The sequence below is a fragment of the Streptomyces sp. NPDC014733 genome (assembly GCF_043083385.1).
Lineage (GTDB): Bacteria > Actinomycetota > Actinomycetes > Streptomycetales > Streptomycetaceae > Streptomyces.
Genome location: NZ_JBIBYO010000001.1, coordinates 1004377 through 1023243 on the forward strand (window position 1 = coordinate 1004377; position 18867 = coordinate 1023243).

18 protein-coding genes and 1 pseudogene are annotated in these 18867 nt (G+C 72.7%); 7 read left to right on the forward strand and 12 right to left on the reverse strand.

Annotated features, from left to right (window positions below; all coding sequences use genetic code 11):
• Positions 1-105: 105 nt before the first annotated feature.
• From rlmB to ACF1BH_RS04585, 6 genes are all read right to left on the reverse strand, one after another.
• Positions 106-1062 carry a 23S rRNA (guanosine(2251)-2'-O)-methyltransferase RlmB gene (gene rlmB, locus ACF1BH_RS04560; RefSeq protein WP_391640899.1) on the reverse strand — a complete coding sequence of 319 codons (957 nt, stop codon included), beginning with the start codon at positions 1060-1062 and terminating at the stop codon, positions 106-108.
• A 187-nt stretch (positions 1063-1249) separates the two neighbouring features.
• Positions 1250-2641: a cysteine--tRNA ligase gene (gene cysS, locus ACF1BH_RS04565; RefSeq protein ID WP_391640900.1), complete on the reverse strand. Its 1392-nt coding sequence runs from the start codon at positions 2639-2641 to the stop codon at positions 1250-1252.
• A gap of 173 nt (positions 2642-2814) precedes the next feature.
• On the reverse strand, positions 2815-3225 hold the full coding sequence (locus ACF1BH_RS04570; RefSeq protein ID WP_391640901.1) for a PPOX class F420-dependent oxidoreductase: 411 nt from the start codon (positions 3223-3225) through the stop codon (positions 2815-2817).
• Between the two features lie 221 nt (positions 3226-3446).
• Positions 3447-3980, reverse strand: coding sequence for a 2-C-methyl-D-erythritol 2,4-cyclodiphosphate synthase (gene ispF / locus ACF1BH_RS04575; RefSeq protein ID WP_391641014.1), 534 nt, complete (start codon positions 3978-3980; stop codon positions 3447-3449).
• Positions 3973-4716, reverse strand: coding sequence for a 2-C-methyl-D-erythritol 4-phosphate cytidylyltransferase (ispD, locus tag ACF1BH_RS04580; RefSeq protein ID WP_391640902.1), 744 nt, complete (start codon positions 4714-4716; stop codon positions 3973-3975). Before ispD ends, ispF begins: the two co-directional genes overlap by 8 nt.
• A gap of 362 nt (positions 4717-5078) precedes the next feature.
• Entirely contained in the window at positions 5079-5561 is a 483-nt protein-coding gene (locus ACF1BH_RS04585; protein ID WP_003953493.1) for a CarD family transcriptional regulator, read from the reverse strand.
• 701 nt (positions 5562-6262) lie between these two features.
• Here ACF1BH_RS04585 and ACF1BH_RS04590 point away from each other — a divergent pair.
• The gene (locus ACF1BH_RS04590) at positions 6263-6937 is read left to right on the forward strand and encodes a DUF461 domain-containing protein (RefSeq protein ID WP_391640903.1); all 675 of its coding nucleotides are present in this window, start codon (positions 6263-6265) and stop codon (positions 6935-6937) included.
• 100 nt (positions 6938-7037) lie between these two features.
• On the opposite strand, the gene ACF1BH_RS04595 is transcribed toward ACF1BH_RS04590, so the two are convergent.
• Together ACF1BH_RS04595 and ACF1BH_RS04600 are read right to left on the reverse strand one after the other, a co-directional pair.
• Positions 7038-7718 carry a response regulator transcription factor gene (locus ACF1BH_RS04595; protein ID WP_052856056.1) on the reverse strand — a complete coding sequence of 227 codons (681 nt, stop codon included), beginning with the start codon at positions 7716-7718 and terminating at the stop codon, positions 7038-7040.
• Positions 7715-9040 carry a sensor histidine kinase gene (locus ACF1BH_RS04600; protein WP_391640904.1) on the reverse strand — a complete coding sequence of 442 codons (1326 nt, stop codon included), beginning with the start codon at positions 9038-9040 and terminating at the stop codon, positions 7715-7717. The genes ACF1BH_RS04595 and ACF1BH_RS04600 overlap by 4 nt, the downstream gene beginning before the upstream one ends.
• Before the next feature lie 621 nt (positions 9041-9661).
• On the opposite strand from ACF1BH_RS04600, the gene phoU reads away from it, so the two are divergent.
• The 4 genes from phoU to ACF1BH_RS04620 all read left to right on the forward strand — a co-directional run bounded on the left by phoU (position 9662) and on the right by ACF1BH_RS04620 (position 11940).
• Positions 9662-10339 carry a phosphate signaling complex protein PhoU gene (gene phoU, locus ACF1BH_RS04605; protein WP_030288826.1) on the forward strand — a complete coding sequence of 226 codons (678 nt, stop codon included), beginning with the start codon at positions 9662-9664 and terminating at the stop codon, positions 10337-10339.
• Positions 10340-10518: 179 nt separating this feature from the next.
• A complete protein-coding gene (locus tag ACF1BH_RS04610; RefSeq protein ID WP_391640905.1) occupies positions 10519-10680 on the forward strand; it encodes a hypothetical protein in 162 nt (53 codons plus the stop codon).
• A gap of 206 nt (positions 10681-10886) precedes the next feature.
• The gene (locus tag ACF1BH_RS04615; RefSeq protein ID WP_391640906.1) at positions 10887-11720 is read left to right on the forward strand and encodes an SLATT domain-containing protein; all 834 of its coding nucleotides are present in this window, start codon (positions 10887-10889) and stop codon (positions 11718-11720) included.
• 97 nt (positions 11721-11817) lie between these two features.
• Positions 11818-11940, forward strand: a complete 123-nt coding sequence (locus tag ACF1BH_RS04620; protein WP_391640907.1) for a hypothetical protein — start codon at positions 11818-11820, stop codon at positions 11938-11940.
• 82 nt (positions 11941-12022) lie between these two features.
• Here the strand turns inward: ACF1BH_RS04620 and ACF1BH_RS04625 are convergent, their stop codons facing one another.
• On the reverse strand, positions 12023-12784 hold the full coding sequence (locus ACF1BH_RS04625; protein ID WP_391640908.1) for a phosphoglyceromutase: 762 nt from the start codon (positions 12782-12784) through the stop codon (positions 12023-12025).
• A 398-nt stretch (positions 12785-13182) separates the two neighbouring features.
• Here ACF1BH_RS04625 and ACF1BH_RS04630 point away from each other — a divergent pair.
• Positions 13183-14352: pseudogene (locus tag ACF1BH_RS04630) on the forward strand (MDR family MFS transporter); the annotation flags it as partial.
• Positions 14353-14403: 51 nt separating this feature from the next.
• On the opposite strand, the gene ACF1BH_RS04635 reads toward ACF1BH_RS04630, so the two are convergent.
• A complete protein-coding gene (locus ACF1BH_RS04635; RefSeq protein ID WP_391640909.1) occupies positions 14404-16092 on the reverse strand; it encodes a glycoside hydrolase family 55 protein in 1689 nt (562 codons plus the stop codon).
• Positions 16093-16464: 372 nt separating this feature from the next.
• On the opposite strand from ACF1BH_RS04635, the gene ACF1BH_RS04640 reads away from it, so the two are divergent.
• Positions 16465-16731, forward strand: coding sequence for a hypothetical protein (locus tag ACF1BH_RS04640; RefSeq protein WP_391640910.1), 267 nt, complete (start codon positions 16465-16467; stop codon positions 16729-16731).
• A 46-nt stretch (positions 16732-16777) separates the two neighbouring features.
• Here the strand turns inward: ACF1BH_RS04640 and ACF1BH_RS04645 are convergent, their stop codons facing one another.
• Both ACF1BH_RS04645 and mshA read right to left on the reverse strand, forming a co-directional pair.
• Positions 16778-17341, reverse strand: coding sequence for a YbjN domain-containing protein (locus ACF1BH_RS04645; RefSeq protein ID WP_391640911.1), 564 nt, complete (start codon positions 17339-17341; stop codon positions 16778-16780).
• Positions 17334-18746 carry a D-inositol-3-phosphate glycosyltransferase gene (gene mshA, locus ACF1BH_RS04650; RefSeq protein ID WP_391640912.1) on the reverse strand — a complete coding sequence of 471 codons (1413 nt, stop codon included), beginning with the start codon at positions 18744-18746 and terminating at the stop codon, positions 17334-17336. The genes ACF1BH_RS04645 and mshA overlap by 8 nt, the downstream gene beginning before the upstream one ends.
• Positions 18747-18867: the final 121 nt, after the last annotated feature.

Here is an 18867-nt window from a genome sequence, read left to right on the forward strand (position 1 = left end):
CAGGATCGCCGGATGCCGCACGGAGCGTCACGCCTTGCCCTGTGACTCCGTGCGGCGCGGCCGCCGGACGCGGGCCACGGCCCGGCGCCCGGCGGGATGCCGTGCTCAGCCGCGGCGGCGGGCCGCCTCCCACAGGACGACACCGGCGGCGACACCGGCGTTCAGCGACTCGGCGCCGCCCGGCATCGGGATCCGCACCCGCACGTCGCAGGTCTCGCCGACCAGCCGCGACAGGCCCTTGCCCTCGCTGCCGACGACGATCACGACCGGGCCGTCCAGCGCCTCGACGTCCTGGAGCTCCATCTCACCGTCGGCGGCCAGCCCGACGACCATGAGCCCGGCCTTCTGGTACTGCTCCAGCGTCCGGGTCAGGTTGGTGGCCCGGGCGACCGGCGTACGGGCCGCGGTACCCGCCGAGGTCTTCCACGCACCGGCGGTCATCCCGGCCGCGCGGCGCTCCGGCACGACCACGCCGTGGCCGCCGAACGCGCAGACGGAACGGACGACCGCGCCGAGGTTGCGCGGGTCGGTGACGCCGTCCAGCGCCACGATCAGCGGCTCCTCGCCGTCGTCGAACGCGGCGGCCGCCAGGTCCTCGGGGTGCGCGTAGTCGTACGGCGGCACCTGGAGGACCAGCCCCTGGTGGTTGAGGCCGTTGGTCATCCGGTCCAGCTCGGGGCGGGGCGCTTCCATCAGGTTGATGTCGCCGCGCTGGGTGGCGAGCTGGAGCGCCTCGCGGACCCGCTCGTCGGAGTCGATGAACTGCTGGACGTAGAGAGTGGTCGCGGGCACGCCGTCGCGCAGCGCCTCGAAGACCGGGTTACGGCCGACGACCAGCTCGGCCGTGCCCTTCGCGCCGCCGCGCCGCGGGGCGGGACGGCGCGCCGCCACGTGCTTCGCCTTGGCGTTGGCGATGCGGTTCTTGACATGTCCCTTGCGGGCGGAGGCGGGCGGGGTCGGGCCCTTGCCTTCGAGGCCCTTGCGCCGCTGGCCGCCGCTGCCCATCTGCGCGCCCTTCTTGTTGGACGTGCGGCGGTTCCTGCGCTGGCTGTTGCCGGCCATGGGTCACCCGTTTCTTCACTGCGCTCGACGTCTCGCGACGTGGAGTGGATACGTACGTATGGATTGAGTGTCGCCCGCGGCCGCCGGGGAGGGCGAATCCGGACGGCGGCCGGGGTGCCACGGTGGCGGTGCCGCCGCGGCGTGCGACGAGGTCAGGGCAGCGCGGCGGTGCGGTGCCCGGGGACGGTCACGACAGCGACCAGCGCGGACCCGACGGGGTGTCCTCGATGGCCAGGCCGGACTGCTGGAGCTGATCGCGGATGGCGTCGGCGGTGGCGTAGTCCTTCCGCCCCCGGGCGGCCTGCCGCTGGTCGAGGACGAGGCGGACCAGCGAGTCGACCACGCCGTGCAGGTCCTCGCCGCGCTCCGCACCGCCGGACCAGCGCTCGTCGAGCGGGTCGAGGCCGAGCACGCCGAGCATCGCCCGCAGCTCCGCGAGGCGGGCGACCGCCGCCTCCTTGTCGTCGGCGGTCAGCGCGGAGTTGCCCTGCCGGACGGTGGTGTGCACGATCGCCAGCGCCTGCGGGACGCCCAGGTCGTCGTCCATCGCCTCGGCGAAGGCCGGCGGCACCTCGGCGGCGGGCTCGACGGTCCCGGCCTTCTCCACCACGCGCTGGACGAAGCCCTCGATCCGCGCGAACGCGGCCTCGGCCTCGTGCAGCGCTTCCTCGCTGTACTCGATCATCGAGCGGTAGTGCGGGGTGCCGAGGTAGTAGCGCAGCACGATCGGGCGCCAGCGCTTGACCATCTCGCTGACCAGCACGGAGTTGCCCAGCGACTTGGACATCTTCTCGCCGCTCATGGTCACCCAGGCGTTGTGCGCCCAGTACATGGCGAAGTCGTCGCCGAACGCCTTCGCCTGCGCGATCTCGTTCTCGTGGTGCGGGAAGACCAGGTCGACGCCGCCGCCGTGGATGTCGAAGGCGCTGCCCAGATACTTGTGCGCCATCGCGGAGCACTCCAGGTGCCAGCCGGGACGACCGCGGCCCCAGGGCGTCTCCCAGCTGGGCTCGCCCTCCTTGGCCGCCTTCCACATCGCGAAGTCCCGCGCGTCCCGCTTACCGGTCTCGCCCTCGCCCGACGGCTGCCGGAGGCTGTCCAGCTCCTGGTTGGACAGCTCCAGATAGCCGGGGAAGGAGCGGACGTCGAAGTAGACGTTGCCGTCGGCGGCGTAGGCGTGGCCGCGCTCGATCAGGCCGCGCATCATCTCGATCATCTCGGGGATGTGGCCGGTGGCCCGCGGCTCGTAGGTCGGGCGGAGGCAGCCGAGCGCGTCGTACGCCTCGTTGAAGGCGACCTCGTTGGCGTATCCGATCGACCACCAGGGGCGGCCCTGCTCGGCGGACTTCTTGATGATCTTGTCGTCGATGTCGGTCACGTTGCGGACGAACGTCACGTCGTAGCCGCGGTGGCTGAACCAGCGGCGCATGATGTCGAAGTTCAGACCGGACCGGATGTGGCCGATGTGCGGGGCAGCCTGCACCGTCGCGCCACACAGGTAGATCGAGACACAGCCCGGAACGAGCGGGGTGAAGTCACGGATCTGCCGGGCGCTGGTGTCGTACAGGCGAATCGTCACGGAACCAGGGTAGTCGGAACGAGGGAGTGCCCCGTGCCCCCTGGGGGCCGCGGTCACCGAAGCGTGACCCTCGCCCGATGCGCTCCCGATCGCCCACCGCGCCCGACGCGCGCACCGCGGCCTCCTCCCGCGGTTTCCGGCCACCGGTCACCGGCGGCGCACCGGCCGCACGGTCAGAGGCGCTCGATCACCTTGTGCGGCGTGATCCGTATGATCACCCGCTCCTCGGGCCCCTCGGCCGCCGATTCCGGTGCGTACTCCACGAAGTCCTTGCCGGTGTACTTCCGCGACACCGCGTCGAGCATCCTGCGGCCTTCGTCGGTGGTGAGGGTGGCGGTGCCGCGGATCTCGGCGTAGGACTCCGGTGCGCCGACGGGCTGGACGAGGACGCCGACGCGGGCGTCGCGGTGGAGGTTCCGCGCCTTGCGGCGGCTGCGGGTGGTGGAGATCAGCAGCTCCTCGCCGTCCCGCTGCACCCAGACCGGCGAGAGCTGCGGGCTGCCGTCCGGCTGGAGCGTGGCGACGGTCACGACGACGGGGCTGTCGAGGAGCTTCTTGAGGGCGTCGGAGAAGGTGGCGGTCACGAGGGGCCTTCCTGGGACTCGGTCCGGCGGCGAACACTCCCTACCCTCCCCCCAACTCCCCACCGTTCCACGTCATTCCCGCGGTGATCAGGGAGATACCGGGGCTCCCCGTAGGGGCCGCCCGCCGCACCGGCGGACCGCCTCCGGCGTCTCCCCTACGGGCTCCCGCCGTGGAACGGGCCGGGCCGCCGCACGACGCCCGGCCCCGCCCCGTCCGCGGCTCACGCCGTACGGACCACCAGCGCCGTCGCGACCGCCGCGAGACCCTCCGCGCGGCCGGTGAGGCCGAGGCCGTCCGAGGTCGTTCCGGAGACCGAGACCGGCGCGCCGACGGCGGCGGACAGCGCCCGCTGCGCCTCGTCCCGCCGCTTGCCGACCTTCGGCCGGACGCCGATGACCTGCACGGAGACATTGCCGATGGCGAAGCCCGCGGCCCGTACGATGCGCGCGGCCTCGGCGAGCAGGGTCACACCGGAGGCGCCGGACCACTCCGGGCGGTCGGTGCCGAAGTGCGCGCCGAGGTCGCCGACCCCGGCGGCGGAGAACAGCGCGTCACAGGCGGCGTGCGCGGCCACATCGCCGTCGCTGTGCCCGGCGAGGCCGTACTCGGCGCCCTCCCACAACAGCCCGGCGCACCACAGTTCCCGCCCGCGCTCGAAGGCGTGGACGTCGGTGCCGATCCCGACGAGCGGCATCCCGGGCAGCCCGGCGACGCCCCCCGCCTCCGGCCCGGACTGCTCGGCCGGCTCAGACATACCCATCAGTGGCCCTCCTACGGGCGAGTACGGCCTCGGCCAGGACGAGGTCCAGCGGCCGGGTCACCTTGAACGCTTCCTCATGGCCGGGGACGACGACGACCGGCGCCCCGAGCCGTTCCACCAGACCCGCGTCGTCGGTGGCGCCCTCGCCCTCGACGACCGTGTCGTGCGCCTTGAGCAGGGTCTCCCGGTCGAAGCCCTGCGGCGTCTGCACGGCGCGCAGCAGCGCCCGCTCGGGGGTGCCGGTCACCGGCTCCGCCTCGCCCCGGGGGCGCGGTTCGACCTGCTTGACGGTGTCGGCGAGCGGCAGCGCCGGGACGACCGCCGGGGCGCCGGAGCGGACCGCGGCGATCACTGCGTCGACGGTGTCGACGGGCACCAGCGGCCGCGCCGCGTCGTGCACGAGGACCACGTCGATGCCGTCGGGCAGCGCGTCGAGCCCGCGGCGCACCGACTCCTGGCGCGTTTCGCCGCCGGGCACCACCAGCAGCTCGGCACGGCCGGAGGAGTGCTCGTCGAGGAGGGTGCGCACCTCGGGCGCGCCGTCCGGCGGGGCGACCACGACGACGAGGGAGACGGCGCGGGACGCGGCCATCGCGCGGACCGCGTGGACCAGCATCGGGGTGCCGCCGAGGGTCCGCAGCGCCTTGGGGGCACCGGGTCCGAGGCGGACGCCGCGGCCGGCCGCGGGGATCACCGCGGCGGTACGGATCGGACGGGAGGGATCTGGCATCGAGGGCTCCGGAGTCCGGGAGGTCCCGGAATTGGGGCAGACAGGTTTGTTGTCGCGGCCGACGTGGGTATGGCCTCACCGTGCCGGGCGCCACGCCTCAACCGCCCCTTCCGTGACAGTGGTCGAGGCTGTTGTCCGAGCCCGGCACACCACTTCGCCGCCCGGCAGGCGTCAGCCGTCCCGGGATCGGCCGCGCGGGGCGCAGATATGCCGCAGCGCCCGGCGACAGATCCTCCCGAAGGGATCGTCATCGGGCACCGCGGCATCACTGCGTACTCACTGGTGCGGCGCGTCGTGCGCCGCTCACCACGCCGGTCCGTCCGTGTCGTCGCACGGAGCGCTACGGCGCGGTCTGCGCGTCGTCAGGACGCGAGGACCTCGTCGAGCAGGGCCTCGGCCTTGTCTTCGTTGGTGTTCTCCGCGAGGGCGAGCTCGCTCACCAGGATCTGGCGGGCCTTGGCGAGCATGCGCTTCTCACCGGCGGACAGTCCGCGCTCACGCTCCCGGCGCCAGAGATCGCGCACTACTTCGGCGACCTTGATCACGTCACCGGAGGCGAGCTTCTCAAGATTCGCCTTGTAACGACGGGACCAGTTCGTCGGCTCTTCGGCGTACGGTGCACGCAGCACCTCGAAGACCCGGTCCAGCCCGTCCTGGCCGACCACATCGCGCACACCGACGAACTCCGCATTGTCCGCCGGTACGCGAACCGTAAGATCGCCCTGGGCGACCTTCAGCACCAAGTAGGTCTTGTCCACGCCTTTGATCTGGCGAGTTTCGATGGCCTCGATCAGCGCGGCCCCGTGATGGGGATAGACCACGGTGTCGCCAACCTTGAACGTCATGTGACAGGTACCCCTTCCGTGGCTATCCATGCTAACACGGGAACGGACCGTTCTGAATGGCGTTTTCGCAGGTCAGGGCATATCTCGGGGCTTGACAACAGCGGCCGCGTCGTGCTGCGCGGGGGTGCGGAATGCAGGTATCCGCAGGTGAGAGCTGTTTCTCCGGTGAAGGGAAACGCGTCCGCGACGAGCCTTGAAGTACCCGTCCGGCCGGGCGAAAGGTCCGCTTTGCACCGATCCGTATGAGCGACTTCCGCTACTCCGTTCGGACTCCGCCGATCTCTCGGACGGGTTTCTGGAATTGATCACCTTCGGCTGCGCGGACCCGGTGATCAATTCCGTGGACGGACGGTTTTCCCGGCGAATACTTCTTTCGTCGGGGAACGGTACGGAATCCGGCCGCCCGACGTCGGTAACCCGCTCTCCGTGCATATTCCCGTCACAAACCACACGCCGTCACAGCCCACGGAAGACACATGTGGAAGGAGTGGCTCCGGTGCCTCGGGGCGGCCCGTGATCGCTCTGGGGGCGGGTCGGGTGCGGCGGCGCGAAGGCGGCTCGGTAACCTAGCGGCGCTGACACACCCTTAGGGCGGCTTTACGTACCCGTAGATCATGACGCGTACGCTGCGCCGCCCAGCCGTCCATCCGCGACCGGACGCCGTTCGGCCGCCGAAGCTCGTCCAAGGAGATGCCGCCGCCGTGAGCCGCAGCCTTCGACGCGGCGTCCTCGCCGCCACCGTCCTCACGCTCTCCGTCGCCTCGCTCTCCGCGTGCAGCGCGGGGAACGACGCCCAGACCCTGGGGATCAAGCCGGACAACGCCGAGACCTCCGTCGGTGACATCAAGGTCCAGAACGCGAATGTGATCACCCAGCCCGACCTGAAGGCCAAGGGCCCGGCCGTGGTCACCGCGACGGTGTTCAACACCGGCACCAAGGACCAGAAGCTCAACTCCATCACCCTCCCGGGCACCGGCCAGAGCGCCGAGCTCAGCCCGGCGAAGGGCGCCAAGGGCCCCCTGACGGTCCCCGCCGGCGGCTACCTGGTGCTCGGCGGCAAGGGCAACGCGTCCGCGGTCCTGCACAGCGGCCGGGAGGCGGCGCAGGACGGCAACGCGCAGTCGGTGACGTTCAGCTTCAGCAGCACCGGCAAGGTCCAGATCCCGGCGCTGGTCGTGCCCGCGCACGGCTACTTCAAGGACTTCGGCCCAGAGGTCGTCCCGCAGCCCGGCACCACGCCGACCGGGACCGGCCAGCCCTCCGAGAGCGGCAAGCCCTCGGAGTCGGGCAAGCCGTCGGAGTCCGGCAAGCCCACCGAGTCGGGGCAGCCCGGTGCGCCCGCCGGTCACGACGGAGAGGCGCACTCCGGCCACTGAGCCGCCGCCACCCGCAGCACAACGCCACTGGGGCGCTCCTCCGATGCGGAGGGGCGCCCCAGTGGCGTCCGGTGGCCGCCCCGGAGGGCGGCCGGCCCGGTCACGGCTCGAACTTGTAGCCCAGGCCGCGGACGGTGACGAGGTAGCGCGGGGCGCCCGGATCCGGTTCGATCTTGGCCCGGAGCCGCTTGACGTGGACGTCCAGGGTCTTGGTGTCGCCCACGTAGTCGGCGCCCCAGACGCGGTCGATGAGCTGCATACGGGTCAGCACCCGGCCGGCGTTGCGCAGCAGCATCTCCAGGAGGTCGAACTCCTTGAGGGGCAGGTCCACCTTGCCGCCACCGACGGTCACGACGTGCCGGTCGACGTCCATGCGGACCGGACCGGCCTCCAGGGCCTGCGGCGCGACCTCCTCGGGCTCGCCGCGGCGGCGCAGCACCGCGCGGATCCGGGCGACCAGCTCGCGCGAGGAGAACGGCTTGGTGACGTAGTCGTCGGCTCCTATTTCCAGGCCGACGACCTTGTCGATCTCGCTGTCCTTGGCGGTCACCATGATGACCGGGACGTTGGAGCGGCCCCGCAGCTGGCGGCAGACCTCGGTACCGGGCAGGCCCGGCAGCATCAGGTCGAGCAGGACCAGGTCGGCGCCGTTGCGCTCGAACTCGTCCAGGCCGTCGGGGCCCGTCGCCGCGATGGCGACCTCGAAGCCCTCCTTGCGGAGCATGTACGACAGTGCGTCGCTGAACGATTCCTCGTCCTCGACGACGAGCACTCGGGTCACGGAAGGACCTCCGGGGCGGGGTGAGCAGGAAGTGGATCGTTGAAGGTCTCGTACGGGCGGTCCTCGTCGTCGAGGCCCTCCGCAGCGGTGCGGTCGTCGGGGCGTTCGCGGTCGCGTACGGCGCCGGCTTCCGGGAGACGCAGGGTGAAGGTGGAGCCCTGTCCCTCAGCGCTCCACACGGTGACCTCTCCGCCGTGGGAGGCGGCCACGTGTTTGACGATGGCGAGACCGAGGCCGGTCCCGCCGGTGGCGCGCGAGCGCGCCGGGTCCACGCGGTAGAACCGCTCGAAGATGCGGTCCCGGTCCTTCTCGGAGATGCCGATGCCCTGGTCGGTCACGGCGATCTCGATCAGGTCGCCGCCGGGTGCGGACACCCGGCGGGCGGCGATGCCGACGCGGGTGTGCGCCGGGGAGTAGTTGACGGCGTTCTCGACGAGGTTGCCGAGGGCGGCGGCGAGCTGGCCGCGGTTGCCCCAGATGTGCAGGTCGGGGACTGGCAGCGGGCGGCGGCCGCTCTCGCTCTCCGCGGTGGAGCCGGTGGGCACGCCCATGTTGGAGGCCATGGTGATCTGTTTCGTACCGGCCGGCTGGCGGCAGCGGTCCATCGCCTCGGCGACCAGCTCCTTCACCGGCACCGGCTCGGCGTCCTCCAGCGGGTCGTCGTTCTGGACCCGGGAGAGGTCGATCAGCTCCTGGACGAGGTTGGTGAGGCGGGTGGCCTCGTTCTGCATCCGTCCGGCGAAGCGGGTGACGGCCTCGGGGTCGTCGCTGGCGTCCATCACCGCCTCGGAGAGCAGGGAGAGCGCGCCGACCGGGGTCTTCAGCTCATGGCTGACGTTGGCGACGAAGTCCCGGCGGACCGCCTCGATGCGGCGGGCCTCGGTGAGGTCCTCGACGAGGAGGAGCACCAGCCGGGAGCCGAGCGGGGCGACGCGGGCGGAGACCGCGAGGGTGTCGCCGCGGCCGGTGCCGCGGCGTGGCAGGTCCAGCTCGACCTGGCGTATCTCGCCGTCGCGGCGGGTGTCGCGGGTCATCTGCATCATCGGCTCGACGGCGAGCTTCCCGCCGCGGACCAGTCCGAGCGCGTACGCGGCGGAGCTGGCCTTGACGACGGCGCCGGACTCGTCGAGCACGACCGCGGAGGAGCGGAGGACGGAGAGGACGGTGTCGACGCCGGGCGGCAGGACCGCTTCGGTGTGCAGGGAGGTGCGGGTGGGTTTGACCTGGTCCCGCTCGCTCCAGCGGAACGCCAGCATGGCGAAGACGCCGGTCCCCAGACCGGCGACAGCTGCCACTGCGGCGAAGGCCGCGTCCACGTTCATGACTCCAGGTTATGCGGCAGGTCCGACACTTCCCCAGCCGTCCGGGTGTCTGCTCGAACACCCGTCGCCCAGAGTTCACCGTGGCGTCAGAACTGGTTCATTCCGGCGGTCACGAATCGGCCGTTCGGGGCGATTCCCTGCCGTTCCGGCCCCCTCGATCGCGCCGGGCGGTCCCGTGTGCTCCTCCGGAAGGGGCACGTCAGGGGCGTACGCCGCCGCTCCGAGGGGCGGTCGGGGCGCCCGCTCCGGCCGTGGCCGCGTCGCCCAGAGTTCACCTTGAGGCCGTCCCGGCTTCACCCCCGATGGCACCGCTCTTCGTGATGCCCGCGCACTGTGAGCCGTGCGGATGCGGGCGCGCAGCGGTCCCGCGGCGGCGCACGGCCGTGGTGCCGGGGCGGTCCGCCGGAGGCAGCGCTTCCGGTGTCCGTGCCGGATCCGGCGTCCGGATGCGCTCCGGGTCCGCCCGGGCCCCCTTCCCCGGGCCCCGGGCGGCCGGTGGGCTCTTCGCGGAGTCCGGTCCGTCCGCACACCGTCCGTGGGAGCGTGGGAGCGGAACGTGTGTGCGCACCGTCCGCGCCCCCGTTCGCCCACGTCACCAGTCGATGCGAGAGAAGGTCACAGATGCGGGACGCGTACCACGAGGAGCTGGATTCGATCGGCGAGGGCCTGGTCGAGATGGCCCGGCTCGTCGGCTCCGCGATCGGGCGCGCCACCACGGCGATCCTGGACGCGGACCTCAAGCTGGCCGAGAGCGTGATCGCCGCCGACGAGAAGGTCGACGATCTCCAGCGCGATCTGGAGGCCCGGGCGATAACCCTCCTGGCCCGGCAGCAGCCGGTCGCCACCGATCTGCGGATCGTCGTCACCTCACTGCGGATGAGCGCCGACCTGGAGCGCTCCGGCGACCTCGCCCAGCACGTCGCGAAGCTGGCCCGGCTGCGCTTCCCGGAGACGGCCGTCCCGCGTGACCTGCACGCCACCATCCTGGAGATGGGCCAGCTGGCGCAGCGGCTGATGGCGAAGGCGGGCGAGGTCATCATCACCAAGGACGTCGATCTGGCGCTCCAGCTGGAGCAGGACGACGACGCGATGGACCGGCTGCACCGCGCGCTCTTCCAGCACCTGATGGACGACCGCTGGAAGCACGGCATCGAGACGGCCGTCGACGTGACGCTGCTGGGCCGCTACTACGAGCGGTTCGCCGACCACGCGGTCTCGGTGGCGAAGCGGGTCGTCTATCTGGTGACCGGTGAGCACGCCGACGAGATCGCCCCGCCGACGGGCGTCGAGGGCGCCTGATCCGGCCGTGTGCGGCGGACGCGGACGGGCCCGGAGGCGGGCCGGCCGGTGCGGGGGCGCCGGTCGGCCCGCCACCTGGTGCCGGTGGCGTGCGCCGGGGCTGTGTGCCTCCACGCGCCGTTGACGCGCCGCGGTGCGCGGGCTTGGAATGGCGACAGGTGATCCAGAGGAGGCAAGTCATGGCACGCAGCACGGAGAACCACGAGACGACGGCCCGCGCCGAGCAGGTCCCCGGCGAACGGCCCCGTCTCCCGCTGCTCGGCGCATGCGGCTGCGGCGCCGGGTGCAGCTGCGGCTGCCAGGGCGGCGCGCCCTGCCAGTGCGGCGGATCCTGCGGCTGACCTTCGGGCGGCCGCCCTTCGAGGCACGACGGCCCCGCGCACCTTCGGGTGCGCGGGGCTTTGTGCTGGGTGTCTGCGTGACGGCGGTGGCGCACGAGTCGTGGTCCCGCAGGTCAGGGGGCGGCGGGTCCCCCGTACGGCCGTAAGCTGACGGAGCGGCGGGCCGGGGGGCCCGCGGCATTCGCATCAGGGGGAACGCACACGCCATGCCGCAGCCGACCGACGCGCACACCACGGACGCCCTGATCGGGCACCGCCGGGAGATCGCCGACCTCCAGCAGCGGATCAAGAACCGGCGCCTTCAGGTACTCGGCCTGTACCTCACGCCCGTGCTGCTGGTGCTGACGCCGATGGTCTGGGCGGCGCTGAATCTGCTGGTCTGGCTGCACTCGGACATGCCGGGGGCGCTCAACGGCACCCTGCTCGGCCTGATCGTCGTGCTGGCGATCGCCACGTTCGTGCAGTTCGTGAACGAGTTCAGCGTCGACTCCGTCTGGGAGGACGCCCGCACCCCGCTGAAGAAGCTGAGGCTCGAACTCGAACTCACCGAGGAGCGCCGCATCCTGGAGGCGCGGCGGCTCACCCCGCCCACGGTGGAGCGGCAGGCGTCGTACAAGGAGCGCATCCCCGGGGAGATCGCCCGGCTGCGCCGGGAGTCGCGGCACTACCGGCGGGTGCATCTGGTGATGCAGTGGCTGCTGTTCCTCAGCTCGGCCGCCATCTCCGCGGTCACCGCCTGGTACGACCCGCCGCAGCCGGCGAAGGGCGCACTGATCGTCCTGGCGTTCACGGTCACCGTCGTCACGGGCGCCGCCGGGTACTTCAAACCGCGGGAGCGTGCCTTCAACCTCCAGCAGACGGCCGACAGCATGGAGCAGCACACCACCGCGCTGGAGCTGGGGATCGCGCCGTACACCCTCCCGGACGACCGGGAGAACCTGGAGGCGTTCGCCACCACGGTGGAGGAGCTGCGTGCGGACCAACGGATGCGCGAACAGCAACTGGACCAGCCGCAGCAGGGGCAGCAGGACGTGATCTGAGCCGCGCCTTGGGAGTGGCGAAGGGCGCGGCGGACCGCCTGCCGCCTGTGGCTGAGTGGATATCGATCTTGTATGTGCCTGTCACGGGGGCGGAAATATGACCGAGGAACAAGGGCCCCACGTCAAGAAGAAGCACGAGTTCACGTGGACGGACTGGGTGGAGGGCGCAGTGCTGCTGGTGGCAGCGGTCCTGTTCGTGCAGTGGCTGATCGACAAATAGCCCGCCGGCCCACCGACGGCCCCCGAACGCCGACAAGCCCCCTACCGGCGAAAACCGCAGGTAGGGGGCTTGTCGCCAGGGATTACTTCTTCTTGCCCTGGTTCTTCACCGCTTCGATGGCGGCCTTGGCGGCCTCCGGGTCGAGGTAGGTGCCGCCCGGGGTGACGGGCTTGAAGTCGGCGTCCAGCTCGTAGGAGAGGGGGATGCCGGTGGGGATGTTGAGGCCCGCGATGTCGGCGTCGGAGATGCCGTCGAGGTGCTTGACCAGGGCGCGGAGGCTGTTGCCGTGGGCCGCGACCAGGACCGTCCTCCCGGCCCGCAGGTCGGGGACGATGCCGTCGAACCAGTACGGGAGCATCCGGACGACGACGTCCTTGAGGCACTCCGTCTGCGGGCGCAGCTCCGGCGGGAGGGCGGCGTAGCGCGCGTCGTCGAACTGGGAGTACTCGGCGTCGCGGTCGAGGGCCGGCGGCGGGGTGTCGTACGAGCGGCGCCACTTCATGAACTGCTCCTCGCCGAACTCGGCGAGGGTCTGCGCCTTGTCCTTGCCCTGGAGGGCGCCGTAGTGGCGCTCGTTCAGGCGCCAGCTGCGGTGGACGGGGATCCAGTGGCGGTCGGCGGCCTCCAGGGCCAGCTGCGCGGTGCGGATGGCGCGCTTCTGGAGGGAGGTGTGCACGACGTCGGGGAGCAGACCGGCGTCCTTCAGCAGCTCTCCGCCGCGGACCGCCTCCTTCTCGCCCTTCTCGTTGAGGTTGACGTCCACCCAGCCGGTGAACAGGTTCTTCGCGTTCCACTCGCTCTCGCCGTGGCGGAGCAGGATCAGCTTGTACGGTGCGTCGGCCATGCCTTCGAGCCTAATCGACGCCCGGCGGGGGAACGCCCCGAGGCCGGGCCTGGCGGGGAGCGGCGCCGCGGGCTGCCGCCGGGCCGAAGCCGCAGGTGGGCGAGGGGGCGGGCGGCTGTGGCCGGTGTGTGCGGCGGGGCGCGGGGCCAGGGCCGCGCGCCCCGGGCGGCCGGGGGCTTCCGCCGGTCCGGGGTGCCCGGGGCGGGCCGCGTGCGCCGGGGGCGCACGGACGGTGTCGCCCGCCCCCGGGACGTTTGACGGTTCCCGTCAATCCGTTGGCCGTGGCGCCGGGCGCTCAGTAGTTTTCCGAGCGGTGGCGGTGCCCGGTGGGGGCGCCGCCGGTCCGGTCGGGTGCCGTGCGCGGTGCCGTCGTCCGCTCACCGTCGGGGGAAAATGACATGCCCGCAGCATCGCGGTTCGCCAGGGCCCTGCCCGCGAGCTTCGCCGGTCTTCCGGCCCAGTTCTGGTGGCTGTGGACCAGCACCCTGGTCAACCGCCTGGGCGGGTTCGTCTCCACTTTCCTGGCCCTCTATCTGACCGTCGAGCGCGGCTACTCCGCCTCGTACGCCGGGCTGGTCGGTGCGCTCTACGGGCTCGGCGGGGTGGTCGGATCCGTCGGGTCGGGGGTGTTGACGGACCGGGTCGGGCGGCGGCCGACGATGCTGTTGTCGCAGCTGGCGACGGCCGGGTCGGTGGCGACGCTCGGGTTCATGACGCATCCGGTGGCCATCGCGGCGGTGGCGGGCGTGGTGGGCGCCGCCTCCAGCGCCTCGCGGCCCGCCGTGCAGGCGATGATGGCGGACATCGTCGCGCCCGAGGACCGTACCCGCGCCTTCGCGCTCAACTACTGGGCGATCAACATCGGCTTCGCCGTCTCCTCGACGGCCGCCGGGCTGCTCGCCGAACACGGCTATCTGCTGCTCTTCCTCGGTGAGGCGACGCTCGTCCTGGTCTGCGCGCTGGTGGTGTTCCGCAAGCTGCCGGAGTCCCGCCCGCAGGCGGCGGAGGCGGACACCGGGACGCGGGAGGCGCCCGCGCGGGTGTCGATGCTGACGGTGGCGCGCGACGGCCGCTTCATGACGGTCGTCGGGCTCAACCTCCTCCTCGCGCTCCTCTTCCAGCAGGCGTATGTGTCGCTGCCGGTGTCGATGGGGCTCGACGGGTTCGGCAGCGGCGACTTCGGGCTGGTCATCGCGGTCAACGGCGCGCTGATCGTGCTGCTCCAGATACCGGTCACCCGCTTCATCGAGCACCGCAGCCCCGCCGCGCTGCTGATCGGCTCCGCGCTGCTGGCCGGGTACGGCTTCGGGCTCACCGCGGTCGGCGGTTCGGTCGCGGTGTACGCGGTGACGGTCGCCGTCTGGACACTCGGCGAGGTCGTCAACGCCCCCACCCAGATGGGGCTGGTGGTCCGCCTCTCGCCCACCCACGGCCGCGGTCGCTACCAGGGCATGTACTCCCTGTCGTGGTCGGTCGCGTCGCTGACCGCGCCGCTGGTCGGCGGCACCGTCATCGACCACTACGGGCCGGACGTCCTGTGGGCGGGCTGCGCCGTCGTCGGCACCGTCGCGGCGGTCGGCTACGCGCTGCTGCTGCGCCGGCTGCCGGGCACCGGCGCCTCACAGCCGCAGCGCACGCTGCGCGTCGTGAAGGTTGGGCGGGAAGACCGCGCCCGGGTGTCCGTACCGCTCGGCGCGGGTGCGCAGCGGTCCGGTGAAGTCGGGGGTGTCGATCTGGCCGAACGGGCGGACCTCGCTGATCGCGACGGTCGCGCTGTACGGGGCGATGTCGTCGAGCCGGACGCAGCCCGCCCGGTGGTTGGCGACGGTGATGTTCCAGTGGGTGAAGCGGGCGCCGTAGAGCGGTCCGGCGCTGCCGTCGCCGCCGTGGGCACCGTCGTTGGTGACGGTGATGTCCGTCCGGACGTTCGCGAACGGCAGTCCGCGGTGGGTGTCGAAGGTGCCCATCGCCATCCGGCCCCGTGACCAGACGTTGTGGCTGGACAGCCCCTCGACGTTGATGCCGTGCAGTTGGGTGCCGGGCGGCGCCGGGACCGTGCGGCGGTCGAGGGTGAAGTCCTCGACGAGGTTGTCGTGCGAGCCCTCGCGGCAGCAGTACGGATGGTGGCTGCCGCGCCCGGAGACGCGGGTACGGCGCAGGGTGCACGCCTTGGCGGCGACGAGCAGGAAGCCGTTGTCGGCGTGGCGGACGTGGACGTCGTCGACCCAGCAGTCCCAGGCGCACTGGAGGGCGACGCCGTTGTAGCCCTTGTCGAGCAGGTGCGGGGACTGCGGCGTCTCGGTCATCTCCAGGGTGAGCGCCTCGACGCCGGCGCCGGTCAGCGGCGTGACGTGGGTGGTGAGGCGGGGGCGGAAGGCGGGGCGCGCGTCGAGCGGCAGCGGGCGGTCGAGGGTGAGGCGGCGGCGTCGGGGGTCGACGGCGGTGACCCGGCAGGGCCACTCGTAGGGGACGTACGAGGTGAGCTTGGTCCGGTCGTCCCAGGGGTAGGCGGCGGCGCCCGGAATGTCACCGCTCATGTGGCGCAGCAGGGTGTGGTCGGCGTCGTCGGAGAGCTGGAGCAGGACGCGGGCGCCGGGGTGCAGGGCGGAGGTGTCGGCGACGGTGAGGGTGCGGTCGCCGCGGCGGGCGGGGCGGACGGTGGTGAGGGTGCGCCAGGCGTCGCGGCGGTTGCCGGTCCAGCCCTCGAACGGCCACTCGCGCGCCCTGATCGCCCCGGTCAGCGACGCCCAACGGGCCTGCGGACAGAGCCAGATGAGGCCGCCCGCCCAGGACCAGCTGGACTTGTCGCCGCCGTAGCGGCTGCCGTACGGGCCGATGAGATCGGTGAGGCTGCGGGTCGCGTACAGCGTGGTGCGGCCGCTGCCCGCGCCGCGCAGGACGACGTTGTCGTGGCCGATGCGGATGAGGGAGTCGATGCGGTAGGTGCCCGGCGGGAGGTACACGGTGCCGCCGCCGCGCCGTCCGGCGTCCCGCAGCGCGCGGTTGAGGGCCGGGGCGGCGTCCGCCGAGCCGTCGGGGCGGGCACCGTATTCCCGGACGGCGTCGGCCACTACGGGACGCCGGGGCGGTTCGGCGCCGCCGCGGTATCCGGCGCGGCCCACGTAGGGGATCTGCGGGTGGGTGAAGGGGCTACGGGTGAACTCCCGCCAGAGGGCGGCCGTGCGGTCCCGGGTGCCCGCCGGGTCCGGGGCGGCCGGAGGTGCGGCGTGCGCGGTGCCGGACGGCAGGGCCGCCGCCGCGGCGGCGCCGATCGCGCCGCCGAGCAGCCCTCGTCTCGTGGTCGCCATGCGCCCCGCCCTCCCACGTACACGTATGTGATCGGCGTTCAGGTTGCTGATGGCGTGAGGATGCCACGGGTCGCGGACGGGCGGAAGAGGGCCGGAGCACCTCGGCGTTCGGGTCCCCGGACGTGCTGTCGGGGTGGCCGCACCCCCGATACGGGTGTCAGCCCCCTCGCGCCCGGCCCGGCGGGTCCACGATGCTGAACACGGGCCCGCGGCGGCGCTGCGGTCACCCGGTGGATTGCGTACGGAGGACGGGGGCGCGGCGCCCGGTGCCGCACCGGCCGGGGCTCGCGCGCGACACGGCGGGACGCGGCACGGGGCGCCGGGAACGCTCTCCGGGAAACGCCGAACCCGAGGCGGAGGGAGACGGTACGGATGGATTCGACGGAGCAACGGGGGATCCGGCGGGCGGCGACGGTGGCCGCCGCGGTCATGACGGCCAGTCTGATCGTGGGGGTCGCCGTCGGAACCGGCGGCCCGGGCGGCCACCGCGGCCCCGGCGGGCCCAACGGGCCGGTGGTCACGACGCATTCGACGGGCTCGATGAAGCCCGTGGGCGCCACCGGCACGGCCGACCGCGACACACCACCGGCCGGCGCCCGGGCGCGCACACCGGACGCCGGGCCGTTACGCCCGGCGTGACGCCGGCCGGGAGGGGCGGGGAGGGGGGAGGGCCCCCTCCCTGACCTCACCCTTCGTCGCCCCCCGCCCCCTCCCCCGCCCCCCGCGTCAGGTTCCCGAACGCCTCAAGGTTCCGGGTCGACTCGCCCCGGGCGACGCGCCAGGCGTACTCCTTGCGGATCGCCGTGGCGAAGCCCATTTCCAGCAGGGTGTTGAAGCTGCCGTCGGCGTTCTCCAGGACGGTGCCGAGGATGCGGTCCAGCTCCTCCTCGGTGACGGCGGTCAGCGGGAACTTCCCGACGAGGTAGACGTCGCCGAGCTGGTCGATCGCGTAACTCACGCCGTAGAGGCGGGTGTTGCGCTCCAGGAGCCAGCGGTGGACGGCCTCGTGGTTCTCGTCGGGGCGCCGTACGACGAAGGCGTTGACGGAGAGGGAGTGGCGGCCGACGACGAGGGAGCAGGTGGTGGAGAGTTTGCGGGTGCCGGGCAGGGTGACGACGTAGCGGCCGGGGGCGGGGGACTCCCACGTCAGTCCGGCGTCGCCGAGCGTGCGCTCGATCACCGCGGCGGCGGTCGCTCCGGCACCCCGGTCCGTCCGCCCGTCCTTCGCCTCAGTCACCTCGTCAGCCATGGGGTGATCGTAGGTGACGACGCCTTTCCTGCAGTGCGGCGGCGTAGACGTCGCCGGTGGCGGCGGCCGCGGTGTCCCAGCCGAAGGACTGGGCGTGCCGGGCGGCCGCGGCGCCCATCCGGGCGGGCAGCGCCGGGTCGGTGACGAAGCGGTCGAGGGCGCGGGCGTAGTCGGCCGGGTCGTGGCCGGGGACGAGATGGCCGGTGACGCCGTCGCGGACGGCCACCGGCAGACCGCCGACCTCGGCGGCGATCACCGGGGTGCCGCACGCCTGCGCCTCGATGGCGACGAGCCCGAAGGATTCGCTGTACGAGGGCATGACCAGCACGGATGCGGCGCGGTACCAGTCGGCGAGCTGCTGCTGGCCGACCGGCGGGCGGAAGCGGACGACGTCGGTGATGCCGAGCAGGGCGGCGAGTTTCTGCAGCTCCTCGGGCTTGGCGAGGCCGCTGCCGCTGGGGCCGCCGACGACCGGGACGACGAGGCGGGAGCGCAGCTCCGGCCGCCGTTCGAGGAGGACGGCGACGGCGCGCAGCAGCACGTCGGGGGCCTTGAGCGGCTGTATCCGCCCGGCGAAGAGGGGTATCAGCGCGTCCTGCGGCAGGCCGAGGCGGTCGCGGGCGGCGGCGCGGCCGGCGGCGACAGAGGCGTCCGCGCCGGGGCCGCTCAGGGTGACGGAGGTGGCGCCGGGGCCGAGGGGCCGGAAGCGGTCGAGGTTGACGCCGGGGTGGACGACGGCGACCCGGGCGGGGTCGGCGTCGTAGTGCCGGACCAGCTCGTCGCCCTCCTCGGCGGTGTTGGCGATGAGGCGGTCGGCGGCGCGGACGATCTGGGTCTCGCCGATGACGCGGGCGGCGGGCTCGGGGGTGTCGCCCTCGGCGAGCGAGGCGTTCTTGACCTTGGCCATGGTGTGCATGGCGTGGACGAGGGGGACGCCCCAGCGTTCGGCGGCGAGCCAGCCGACGTGGCCGGAGAGCCAGTAGTGGGCGTGGACGAGGTCGTAGTGGCCGGGGCGGTGGCCCGCCCACGCCTGCATCACGCCGTGGGTGAAGGCGCAGAGCTGGGCGGGCAGCTCCTCCTTGGCGAGCCCTTCGTACGGTCCGGCGTCGACGTGGCGGACGAGGACGCCGGGGGCCAGTTCGACGGCGGGCGGGAGGGTGGCGGTGGTGGCGCGGGTGAAGATCTCCACCTCGATGTTGATCGCGGCGAGCTTCCGGGCCAGTTCGACGATGTAGACGTTCATGCCGCCGGCGTCGCCGGTGCCGGGCTGGTGGAGCGGGGAGGTGTGGACGCTGAGCATCGCCACCCGGCGCGGGCGGCGGGCGGCTCCGGGGAGCCGCAGCCGGGACGGGCCCGGGTGCTGGCCGAGGGGACGGCTGCGGAGCCGGGACACGTATGGGCTCACTGCGAGCTACCTCTCTCCTGTGACGGGCTGCGCGCCTCCGGCCTGGTCCAACAACGCGGACCCGGCATCCATTTCCCCCGGACCGCCCGAGTTCCCACCGTTATCCAACCGTAACCGTACG

Bases quoted from the DNA above. Each gene is read 5' to 3' on its own strand.
- rlmB (WP_391640899.1), bottom strand. From the start codon at position 1,062: ATGGCCGGCAACAGCCAGCGCAGGAACCGCCGCACGTCCAACAAGAAG.
- ispF (WP_391641014.1), bottom strand. From the start codon at position 3,980: ATGTCTGAGCCGGCCGAGCAGTCCGGGCCGGAGGCGGGGGGCGTCGCC.
- ispD (WP_391640902.1), bottom strand. From the start codon at position 4,716: ATGCCAGATCCCTCCCGTCCGATCCGTACCGCCGCGGTGATCCCCGCG.
- ACF1BH_RS04585 (WP_003953493.1), bottom strand. From the start codon at position 5,561: ATGACGTTCAAGGTTGGCGACACCGTGGTCTATCCCCATCACGGGGCC.
- ACF1BH_RS04600 (WP_391640904.1), bottom strand. From the start codon at position 9,040: ATGAACGTGGACGCGGCCTTCGCCGCAGTGGCAGCTGTCGCCGGTCTG.
- phoU (WP_030288826.1), top strand. From the start codon at position 9,662: ATGCGGGACGCGTACCACGAGGAGCTGGATTCGATCGGCGAGGGCCTG.
- ACF1BH_RS04610 (WP_391640905.1), top strand. From the start codon at position 10,519: ATGGCACGCAGCACGGAGAACCACGAGACGACGGCCCGCGCCGAGCAG.
- ACF1BH_RS04615 (WP_391640906.1), top strand. From the start codon at position 10,887: ATGCCGCAGCCGACCGACGCGCACACCACGGACGCCCTGATCGGGCAC.
- ACF1BH_RS04620 (WP_391640907.1), top strand. From the start codon at position 11,818: ATGACCGAGGAACAAGGGCCCCACGTCAAGAAGAAGCACGAGTTCACG.
- ACF1BH_RS04625 (WP_391640908.1), bottom strand. From the start codon at position 12,784: ATGGCCGACGCACCGTACAAGCTGATCCTGCTCCGCCACGGCGAGAGC.
- ACF1BH_RS04635 (WP_391640909.1), bottom strand. From the start codon at position 16,092: ATGGCGACCACGAGACGAGGGCTGCTCGGCGGCGCGATCGGCGCCGCC.
- ACF1BH_RS04640 (WP_391640910.1), top strand. From the start codon at position 16,465: ATGGATTCGACGGAGCAACGGGGGATCCGGCGGGCGGCGACGGTGGCC.
- ACF1BH_RS04645 (WP_391640911.1), bottom strand. From the start codon at position 17,341: ATGGCTGACGAGGTGACTGAGGCGAAGGACGGGCGGACGGACCGGGGT.